Source organism: Allobosea sp. 01N443 (assembly GCF_056399325.1).
Window position 1 is genome coordinate 1 of the sequence record NZ_JBFTRC010000203.1, and the last position, 10,217, is coordinate 10,217.

Annotated in this window: 9 protein-coding genes; 8 read left to right on the forward strand and 1 reads right to left on the reverse strand. The window is 62.8% G+C overall.

Annotated features, from left to right (window positions below; translation table 11 throughout):
- The 4 genes from AC1DRP_RS30985 to AC1DRP_RS31000 form a co-directional block, all read left to right on the forward strand.
- A partial coding sequence (locus AC1DRP_RS30985) for a pirin family protein (protein WP_476770493.1) occupies positions 1 to 418 on the forward strand: 418 nt, incomplete at its 5' end.
- 126 nt (positions 419 to 544) lie between these two features.
- Positions 545 to 943: a RidA family protein gene (locus AC1DRP_RS30990; protein ID WP_476770494.1), complete on the forward strand. Its 399-nt coding sequence runs from the start codon at positions 545 to 547 to the stop codon at positions 941 to 943.
- Between the two features lie 254 nt (positions 944 to 1,197).
- Entirely contained in the window at positions 1,198 to 1,938 is a 741-nt protein-coding gene (locus AC1DRP_RS30995; protein WP_476770495.1) for an SDR family NAD(P)-dependent oxidoreductase, read from the forward strand.
- A gap of 257 nt (positions 1,939 to 2,195) precedes the next feature.
- On the forward strand, positions 2,196 to 3,383 hold the full coding sequence (locus AC1DRP_RS31000; protein WP_476770496.1) for a patatin-like phospholipase family protein: 1,188 nt from the start codon (positions 2,196 to 2,198) through the stop codon (positions 3,381 to 3,383).
- A 335-nt stretch (positions 3,384 to 3,718) separates the two neighbouring features.
- On the opposite strand, the gene AC1DRP_RS31005 is transcribed toward AC1DRP_RS31000, so the two are convergent.
- Positions 3,719 to 4,642, reverse strand: coding sequence for a LysR family transcriptional regulator (locus tag AC1DRP_RS31005; protein WP_476770497.1), 924 nt, complete (start codon positions 4,640 to 4,642; stop codon positions 3,719 to 3,721).
- A 423-nt stretch (positions 4,643 to 5,065) separates the two neighbouring features.
- On the opposite strand from AC1DRP_RS31005, the gene AC1DRP_RS31010 reads away from it, so the two are divergent.
- From AC1DRP_RS31010 to AC1DRP_RS31025, 4 genes are all read left to right on the forward strand, one after another.
- Complete coding sequence (locus tag AC1DRP_RS31010; RefSeq protein ID WP_476770498.1) at positions 5,066 to 6,520, forward strand: NAD(P)H-dependent oxidoreductase; 1,455 nt, start codon at positions 5,066 to 5,068, stop codon at positions 6,518 to 6,520.
- The gene (locus tag AC1DRP_RS31015; RefSeq protein WP_476770499.1) at positions 6,520 to 7,188 is read left to right on the forward strand and encodes an aspartate/glutamate racemase family protein; all 669 of its coding nucleotides are present in this window, start codon (positions 6,520 to 6,522) and stop codon (positions 7,186 to 7,188) included. Before AC1DRP_RS31010 ends, AC1DRP_RS31015 begins: the two co-directional genes overlap by 1 nt.
- Before the next feature lie 139 nt (positions 7,189 to 7,327).
- A complete protein-coding gene (locus tag AC1DRP_RS31020; RefSeq protein ID WP_476770500.1) occupies positions 7,328 to 8,425 on the forward strand; it encodes an ABC transporter substrate-binding protein in 1,098 nt (365 codons plus the stop codon).
- A 37-nt stretch (positions 8,426 to 8,462) separates the two neighbouring features.
- Entirely contained in the window at positions 8,463 to 10,145 is a 1,683-nt protein-coding gene (locus AC1DRP_RS31025; RefSeq protein WP_476770501.1) for an ABC transporter permease, read from the forward strand.
- Positions 10,146 to 10,217 lie beyond the last annotated feature (72 nt).

Here is a 10,217-nt window from a genome sequence, read left to right on the forward strand (position 1 = left end):
GGCCTGGGGCGCACGCGCCCCGGTCAAGACCTTCACCGAGACTTTTTATGCCGATGCGGTTCTGGCTGCGGGCGCAAAGTTGCCATTGCCCGACGATCACGAGGATCGCGGCGTCTATGTCGTCGAGGGCAGTATTCTTGTCGCCGGGACCAGCTTCCCCGCAGGGCAGATGATGGTGTTCCGCCCTGGCGACCGGATCAGCCTTACTGCCGGCGAAACCGGCGCGCGGCTCATGGTGCTGGGCGGCGAGACGATGAACGGACCACGCTACATTTCGTGGAATTTCGTCGCATCGTCGCAAGAGAAGATCGACGCAGCAAAAGAGGCCTGGCGCAAGGGCGACTGGGAGCATGGCCGCTTCCGACTACCTCCCGGCGATGAGGCAGAGTTCATTCCGCTGCCCGAACAGCTGAGGTGATCACGGCACAGGTTCAGCTGCCTCTCGGTGATGCCCCTGCCACCCATCGCGTGACGCCAAGGGGGCCGGGCTTTCAAACAATTTTCTTCATCACACCCATCCGCAACCATGAAAAGCGAACGAAAAATGAATAAACGCCAAGCAATTTTTCCAGCAAACAGGCACGCTCTTTACGAAGAGCATGGCTATTCCGCAGCGATCCGATCGGGCGATCTACTCTTTGTTTCGGGGCAAGTCGGCAGCCGTGGCGATGGATCACCCGAACCCGATTTCGAACGTCAGGTCCAGCTGGCCTTCGACAACCTCAAGGCCACACTCGACGCCGCAGGCTGCACGTTCGACGATGTCGTTGACGTCACGACATTTCACACGGAGCCGGAAAACCAGTTCGCAGCTGTCATGGCAGTCAGGCAAAGGAACTTCACCCAAACGCCTTACGCGAACTGGACAGCCATTGGGGTGAATTGGCTGGCCGGTTTCGCTTTCGAGATCAAGGTCATCGCGCGCATACCAGAGAGAAAGTAAATCCGAAGGCTTTAATTCATCCGGCGACCGTCAAGACAAATTTCTCCTGCGATCTGTCTAGAAAATCATCGCCTAGAAATTGTTACTTGGCGGATCGCGCAAGTTTCTGACGCGACCGCGATGTTGCTTCTCGCACCTTGACCTATTTCAGGGCCAGAAGGGCGACATACCGCCTTCCTCGCTACCATTTTGAAAGCAGCTGCTTTGGACCCGAATGCGGCGTTCCATAGACATCGAGCAAAAAAGGACAAAACATGATTGATCTCAAGGGCAAGCGCGCCCTCGTCACCGGAGGATCCAGAGGGATCGGCGCGGCAATCGCGCTGGCGTTGGCCGAACACGGGGCGGACGTCGCGATTACGTATCAGAATTCGGTCGAGCGTGCGGACAGCGTCGTATCCTCGATCAAAAAGCTGGGCCGCCGTGGATTGGCGATCCAGGCCGACAGCGCCGATCCCGACGCCATCAAGCGGGCCGTTAGCGAGATCGTCGCAACGCTCGGTGGTCTCGATATTCTGGTCAATAGTGCCGCCATCGCACTGGCCGGAGCAATTGCGGATATTGATCTTGCAAAATTCCAGGAATTGATGGACGTCAACGTGCGCGGGCCGGTCGCCTTTGCACAAGCCGCGATACCGCACCTGCCCGAGGGCGGCCGCATCATTTCGATCGGATCGGGCCTTGGAGATCGCGTCCCATTTCCGGGCGTGACGGCCTATGCAATGTCGAAGTCGGCGCTCCTCTCTTTCACGCGTGGCTTGTCGCGCGAGCTTGGCCCGCAAGGCATCACCGTGAACCTCGTTGCGCCCGGGTCAACCGACACCGAGGCAAACCCCGCTGATGGCGAAGGTGCTGATTTCCAGCGGAGCCTCTCGTCGATCGGGCGTTTCGCGCAACCGCGCGAAATCGCAGATGTTGTCGCATTTCTCGCAAGCCCTGCGGCAAAGATGGTGACCGGCGCGGTCGTTGCCGTCGATGGAGGCGCGAACGCGTAAACTGGTCACGCGGGCAAACGTTCTTGCTTGGCCTCAACCCCGATGTGAATGCCGTTGCCCTGCGAGGTCATCGGGCCGCCATCAACACAGGCATCCCCATGACCTCGCGCAGGTTAAGGCTGAGGACCGCTAGGCCGCTAGGGTAGACCCAAAGCTGCCTGACTGCTGCCCCACCAGACAGCCGACAGCACATTCTTGCTAGAACCTTCACGGCTCGAAGCGATAGCGATGCTGTGCGTCGATCATGGAGGCGAATGATGATCGCTCGCACCGCCTTGTACTTCGCGTTGATGTTGCTTCCGGCCTGCACCCTCCAGGAGCGCCCGCAGGCCCTGCCCTTCGACCAGCAGAAGGGAGCCGAGGTCGTCGGCTACGGCACGGTCCGATTCTGGGCCGATGGCAACGACAGCCGCGTCCCGGCCTATCTCGACGACCAGTATCGGCAGATTGCGGCATCGGGCTGCCGTGCCTGCCGGAAGGAGGCGAGCTTCCTGGCGATCTCCGGCGGAGGCGGGGCCGGCGCCTACGGAGCCGGCCTCCTCAAGGCCTGGAGCGAACGGGGCGACCGACCGCGCTTCGAAGTGGTCACCGGCGTCAGCACCGGCTCGCTGACTGCACCCTTCGTGTTCGCCGGCCCTGCCTATGATGCTGCACTGGAGGAGATTTACACGCGCTATGGCGACAGCGATTTGTTTCGCAATAGGGGCATCTTGGGCCTCCTCGGCGATTCCCTCTACGACACGGAGCCGCTGCGCCGCCTGATCGAGCATCACGCCGACGACGCCCTGCTCGATACGATCGCGACCGAGCACCGCAAGGGGCGGCGGCTGCTCGTCCAGACGACGAATCTCGATGCGCAGCGACCGCTTATCTGGGATCTCGGCGCCATCGCCGCCAGCGGCAATCCGGAGCGCCGCAAGCTTTTCGTCGATACGCTCCTCGCCTCCGCGGCCATTCCGGGCGTCTTCCCGCCGGTCGCGATCAATGTGGCCAGCGAAGGCCGGCTCTATGACGAGATGCATGTCGACGGCGGCGTCTCCGCTCAGATCTTCTTCGCGCCGCCGGGGCTCGACCTGAACGGTGCTGCCCGCCGCCATTTCGGGCAGGAGCGGCATCTGCGTCTCTACGCGATCCGCAACGGCAAGCTAGGGCCCGAATACAAGGCGAGCGAACGCAGCGTGGTGGCGCTGGCCTCCCGCTCCATCACGACGTTGGTGAAGTACCAATCGCTCGCGAACATCACGACGCTGTCGGAGGTTGCGCGGCAGATGAAGGCCGATTTCGCCTTTGCGGCCGTGCCTAAGAGCTTCACAATGCAGCCGCGCTCGGAGTTCGATATCCTCTACATGCAGGCTCTTTTCAAGGTCGGCTATGAGGATGCCTTGCGGGGACGGGCATGGAGCAAGATCCCGCCCGCCTCGCCGATGTTGGCGCTGCGACGCTAGGCATGCCGAGCTCGGCCGAGCGAGAGAAATTGCGGGCCCGCCACTATCGCGTTAGCTTGCAAGGCTGCTCCGCTATGGAAGGGCTTCCAGTGACTGACCCCAACCGACTGCCGCCCCGCATATGCGAGCTTGGTCCGGATGAACAGGCCGACCTAAAGCGGTTCGCCGCCAGCGACGCAGGCGGTTTTTGCTTATCTCCGTTCAGCGATAGTTCGCGAGATAAGGCGGGTTGCAAATCGAATCCACGCGTCTCGATGATGTGCGAATCGTTGTTGCCGGCCCCACCGAAACGGCCTCGTTGGTCGCCACGGAGCGCTCAGTCGAATTGCTGACCGTCACGCGTTGCGCTGAAAACCGGTCATCGTCCGGACATCCTCAACGATCTTGTCGGCGAGGCTTTGCGCCGCGGGCGACAGCTTCTGCTTGCGCAGCGTGATCAGCGCCATGCTGCGCGTAATGCTCGGTTCTGTCAGCTTCAGCACCGCCGTTGCCTTGAGACTGGCGCTCTTCAGCCGGGAGGCCGGCTGCACGGCGACGCCAAGGCCGGCCTCGGCCATCGCGATGACCGTCTCCGACTGGATGAACTGGTATCGTGTGGGCACCTCCAGTCCGAGATTCTGCATGGCATCGTCGAGGAGCCTGCGCACCGCGGTCTCCCGGGTCTGCACGAGCATCGGAAGTTGCGACAATTCGGTCAGGGTGATGCTGTCGCGAGGGCGATCGAGAAAATGATGGGGCACAAGGGCCTGGAGCGGCTCGACCATGATCGTCGTGAAGTCGAACGTCGTGCCCTCGTCCTCGGGGCCTATCGCGAAGTCGACTTCCTTCTGCCGCAGGGCCTCGTAGAGATCCCGGGACGTCAGCTCCCGGACCGAGACGGCGATGCCTGGATAAGTCCGCACGAACTCGGTCAGCACCGGGGGCAGGTGAATGGAAGCCATGTGCGAAGAACAGGCCAGGGATAGCTGCCCACGCTTGGCGTCGCTCTCCTCGCGGATCCGGCGCAGGCCCAGATTGATCTCGTAAAAGGCCTTCCGCGTGCTGTCGCGGAGATGGTTCCCCTCCACGGTAAGCTTCACGCTGCGGGTTGTCCGCTCGAAAAGGCTCACGCCGAGCTGCGCCTCGATCTGCATGATCTGGGCGCAGACGGCCGAGTGCGACCGGTTGAGCGTTTCCGCGGCGACCCGGAAACTGCCCTTTTCCGCAACCACCAGGAAGGTCTGAAGCACCTTCATGTTGATGCCGCCGATGACGTCCATTGCGGCGCTCTCCCGCTGGTCTGAAAACCTGACCAATCCGTAGGATTTTGCGAATTGTTTTACCAGCGGGGAACGCTACGCTCCTTGGGCTGCGAAGCGATTTTCGGATGAAGCCGGCTTGAAGAAATGGTCCGGCACATCCGGCAGGGGAGGACATGATGGGATCGAGGAAGAACGCGAGGGATCGCCGGGCGCGTGCTGCGCGCGCAGCCCGGTCGGCTGCGGCGAACCCGGTGCTCTCATTCTGCGCCCCATCGCGCCGTTCATCTCAGCGCTGAGTGCCACCCTGTTCTTCGCTCCCTGGCGGATGAGCGGGCGCAGCCGGACGCATCTAAGCAACAGCCCCGAACACACGTCCAGGCCGGTCCTGATCATCCCTGGGATTGCAGCCGACTTCCCATAACGCACGCGGATATTGCCCCAATGGTCTATCATCACCTCTATTCGAAATTCGCCAGGGACGGCCATGTGCGGGCCGGCGTCATCGGCGCCGGCAATTATGGCACCGCGATCGTCACGCAGGATCCCCATACCCCGCGTCTCTCGGTCGTCATCGTCGCGGATATTTCGCTGGACGCAGCCAAGGGCGCGTATCTGAAGGCTGGCTTCGAGCCCGCGATGATCGCCTATGCCGATAGTGTCGAGGCTGCGCAGAGCGCAATCGATACCGGCAAACGGGTCTACACCGACAAGCCCCTGATTGTCGTCGATCTGCCTTCGGTCGACGTCGTCTGCGAAAGCACCGGAATTGCCGAGGCGAGCGTCGTCTATGCGCTGAGAGCGATCGAAAATCGCAAGCACGTCGCCATGATCACCAAGGATTGCGACGTCACGGTCGGCCCGATGCTGAAGAAGCTCGCCCGCGAGGCGGGGGTCGTCTACACGCCGGTCGACGGCGATCAGCATGGACTGTTCATCCAGTTCTATGAATGGGCCAAATCTGTCGGCCTGACGGTCATCAGTGGTGGCAAGGCCACGGATGGGGAATTCATCTACGACGATGAAACGGGTGTCGCGCGCGTCATCACGGACAAGCCGATATATTCACCCTATCAAGCCTCGTTCGTCGTCGACCCGGAAGATCGCAAATACCTCCAGATGATTCCCCAGGGACTCACGCAGGACTATGTCGCGCGACGCACCGCAATATTGAATAAACTGCCGCAGCCTGGCTCCTATGATCTTTGCGAGATGACGATCGCGGCAAACTATACCGGCCTGTCTCCGGCGGTCGATACGCTCATTCATGCGCCGCTGCGCATCACGGAAATTCCGGTCGCCTATTGCGAGCAGGCGCATGGCGGCCTGTTCGATCGCGCCGGCAAGATCGACCTCGCCACCTGCCTCCGGGCCCCCACGGAGTCGGGTCTCGGCGGCGGCGTCTTTCTGGTCGTGCGCTGCGACAACGCCTATTCGAACCACGTCCTGACGACGAAGGGGCAGATCGCCAATTACGACGACACTGCCGCAGTGATCTATCGGCCCTATCATCTGTGTGGCGTCGAGACGTCGACCTCGATCTTGATGGCCGGTCTGCTTGGCATTGATACCGGCTCGGACGACTACCTGCCGCGGTATGACCTGGTGAAGATCGCCGCGCGCGACATTCAGGCGGGCGAGATATTCGGCAACGATCACAGCCCGCAGCTGGTTGCGCGCATCGTGCCCGCGCAGCCCGTCGCGGCGGGCAATCTGGCGTGCTCGCATCTGCTCGTCGGGAACCGCGCCTTGGTCGATATCCCGGCCGGGACCGCGATAACCTATGACATGGTCGAGGAGCCCGCAGCCTCGCCGCTCTGGAGCCTGAGACGGCGGCAGGACCAGACCTTTCTGACGCAAGGTGAGGCCGTTTCTGCCCCCACGCTGGAACAGGTGTGATGGCAGCTCGCCCCCGGATCGTCCTGTTTCACGCGACGCCCGTCGCGATCGAGCCTGTGATGTGGGCGATGGCGCGGCTGTGGCCGGAGGCGGAACCGGTGAACCTGCTGGACGACAGCCTGACGACAGACCGTGCCAGGGATGGGGCGGATCTGTCTGAAGGGCTGACAGAGCGCTTCGTCGATTTCGGCCGCTATGCCCATCGCATCGGTGCCGACGGCATCCTTGTCACCTGCTCCGCCTTCGGCCCGGCGATCGAGCGCATGGCGCAGACGCTTCCCATTCCGGTGCTGAAGCCCAACGAAGCCATGTTCCGCCGCGCCATCGCCACCGGTGGCCGTGTCGGAATGCTGGCGACCTTCGCGCCTGCCGTCTCCACCATGACCCGCGAGTTCGAGGCCTTCGTGACGGAGGCACGGGCTGCGGCAACGCTCGATACGATCGTCGTCGACGACGCCATCGCCCTTTTGAACAGGGGCGACGCCGACAGCCACAATCGCTTGGTCGCCGAACGCGCGCGCGATCTGGGCGGCCACGACGCGATCATGCTGGCGCATTTTTCGACCTCGCGCGCGGCCGTCGCGGTGCGGGCAGTCGTCGATGTTCCCGTGTTGTCGGCCCCGGACGCGGCCGTTGCCCGAATGCGCGAGTTAGTCAAAGGGGGCTGATGCCGTTTGCCCCCTGCCGGGCCGCTTTCCGATGAAGACCGAAGCCAAGCAGCGCTATCTCGAGACCAAGACCTGATATCCCGCAGATCAAACATGGGGCTCCGATCAACGAGGGTTCCCGACCAAGGAGGAGATGCAAATGCCCGGCTTTTTCAAGACGACCTGTGCCGCGATGGCCCTGGCTGCTTTCGCGGCAACAGCGGCGGTGGCTCAAACGACATCAACCACCTATCCGGCCGCCTACGCGGACGTGGTGGCGGCGGCGAAGAAGGAGGGCAAGGTCGTCGTCTACTCGCCGACTGATTCCGGGCAGGCCAACGCGCTCATCAGTGCGTTCCAGAAGAAATATCCCGGCGTCACGATCGACTATAACGACCTCTCGAACACGGCAATCTACAACCGCGTGGTCAGCGAGTTCGCGGCAAAGCAGGTCGGCGGCGACGTGGTCTGGTCGGTCGGCCTCGATCTCCAGGTCCGCCTCGTAGAGGATGGTCTGGCGGAAAGCTATGTATCGCCCGAGGCGCCGAACCTGCCCGGTTTCGCGAAGTACAAGGACGCCGCCTATCTGACGTCGATCGAGCCGGGCGTGATCCTCTACAACAAGAAGCTCGTGCCGGTAGCGATGGTGCCGAAGAACCTGGCCGACCTGACCCGGCTCCTGAAGGAGCATAAGGAGGTCTTCCAGGGCAAGGTCGCAAGCTGGGACCCGGAGAAGTCGGGGCAGGGCTATGTCGCCATGCAGGACGACATGCGCCACAATCCCGGTTTCTGGGCCTTGATGTCCGCCTTTGGCGAGGCCGGCGGCAAGATCTACTCCAATTCCGGGCAGATGCGCGAGAAGGTGGTCTCCGGAGAGGAGATCATCGCCTTTTACGTCAATGGCGCCTACGCGACCGAATGGGTGAAGGCCAATCCGACGCTGGGAATCATCTATTCCGACGAGCGCACGAGCGCCGTCTCGCGTGCGGCGCTAATCGCCAAGAACGCGCCGCATCCCAATGCAGCCAGGCTCCTGATCGACTTCATGCTCTCCAAGGAGGGGCAGAAGGTGATGGGTGAATCCGGACTTCCCTCTGTCCGGAGCGATGTCGAGGGCGTGCCCAATTTCAAGAGCCTGAACGAGCTCGCGAATGGCAAGCTGCAGCCGATCGCGCTCGATGCGGCGCTGCTCGAGAATCTCGATAAGACCAAGCGAGCGGATTTCTTCACCCGCTGGAAGCAGGCGATGCGCCGCTGAGCGGCCCCATCACGCCAAGGCAGAGAAGGACTATTTCATGCGTGCCAGGGGCGATGCCTTGGGTTTTCGCGGGATCACGATCGGCCTGCTCGGATTGCTGGTTCTCGCCCCTGTCGGGCTCATCATCTACCAGAGCGTTCTCGACGGTCCATTCTTCTACGCGACCGCGGGATTCAGCTTTTCGTCCTATGCCTATATCTTCGCTGATCCGGATTTCTATCGTGCGCTGTGGACGACGCTCGCTTTCGCGGTCGGCCTCGTCGTCATCGCGGTGCCGCTCGGGGCAGCGCTCGCCTTCCTGCTGACACGCACCGACATCAAGGGGCGTGCCTGGATCGAGCCCGTCGTGCTGGTGCCGATGTTTCTGTCGGCACTGGTCCTCGGTTTCGGCTATACCGTCTCGGTCGGGCCCTCGGGCTTCGTCTCGCTCGCGGTACAGGATGTGCTGGGCTTCGTGCCCTGGAATATCTACGGGCTGCCCTCGCTCATCGTCATCGGCGGCCTGAGCCATGTGCCTTACGTCTATCTCTATGTCTCATCGGCGATGCGGAACCTCCCGGCCGATCTGGAGGAGGCGGCGCGCACGATGGGCGCCGGCCTGCCACGGATCGCGCTGGAGGTGACGCTGCCGCTCGTTCTGCCTGCGCTGGTCTACAGCGCGGCGCTGAATTTCCTGCTCGCCTTCGAGAGCTTCGGCCTGCCGCTCGTACTCGCCGATCCCAGCGGCGTACTCGTCCTGACGACTTATCTCTACAAGCTCACGACGCTGCTCGGCGTGCCGTCCTATCATCTCATGGCAGCGGTTGCCGTGCTGCTGCTGCTCGTCACCTTGCCGCTTGTCGCGATCCAGCGCCGCCTCCTCGACCGCTCGCGCCGCTATGCCACGGTCGGTGGCAAGGGCGGCCGGCCGACACGGATCAAGCTCGGGCGGGCGGGCCAGGTCGTTGCGCTCTCCCTGATCGGGCTGTGGCTGCTGATCTCGGTCGTCCTGCCCATCAGCGGGATTGCCGTTCGCGCCTTCGTCGACTCCTGGGGGCAGGGCGTGGATCTGCGGGAGCATCTGACGCTGGCGAATTTCCAGCAGCTGTTCCGGATCTCCAGCCTGTCGCGCGGCCTCGTCAATACCGGGCTGATCGCGGTGGTCGGGGGGGCGATCGCGGTTGCGGTCTATCTCGTCGTGGCATTGGCCGGGCATCGGAATACGAGCTTTGCCGCGGTGGCGCTCGACTACATGATCCTGCTGCCACGGGCCCTGCCAGGGCTCGTCATCGGCCTCGCATTCTTCTGGCTGTTCCTGTTCGTGCCATTCCTGTCACCGCTGCGGGCGACGCTGGTGAGCCTGCTCGTCGCCTATGTCGTGGTCGGCCTGTCCTACGGCCTGCGCCTGATCCAGAGCACGCTGCTTCAGGTTTCGCCCGAGCTCGAGGAAGCGGCCCGCACCAGCGGGGCGAGCCTGCAGCGCACCTGGACCGAGGTGGTGATCCCGATCGTCCGTCCCGGTCTCTTCGGCGCCTGGGCGATGATCATGATCATCTTCCTGCGTGAATACGCGACGGGCGTCTATCTCATGACCAGCGGAACCGAGGTGATCGGGTCGCTGATCGTCTCCCTTCTGGCCAGCGGCGATCTCGCCACGATCGCTGCCCTGTCCCTGATCAGCGTCACCTTCACGGCCCTTGGCCTGGCGGTGGCCTTCCGCTTCGGAGCCTATGCCAAATGACGGATCTGCGCGTCGAGAACATCGAATTGAGTCTCGGGGCGACCCCGGTCCTCAAGGGCGCGACCTTCGAGG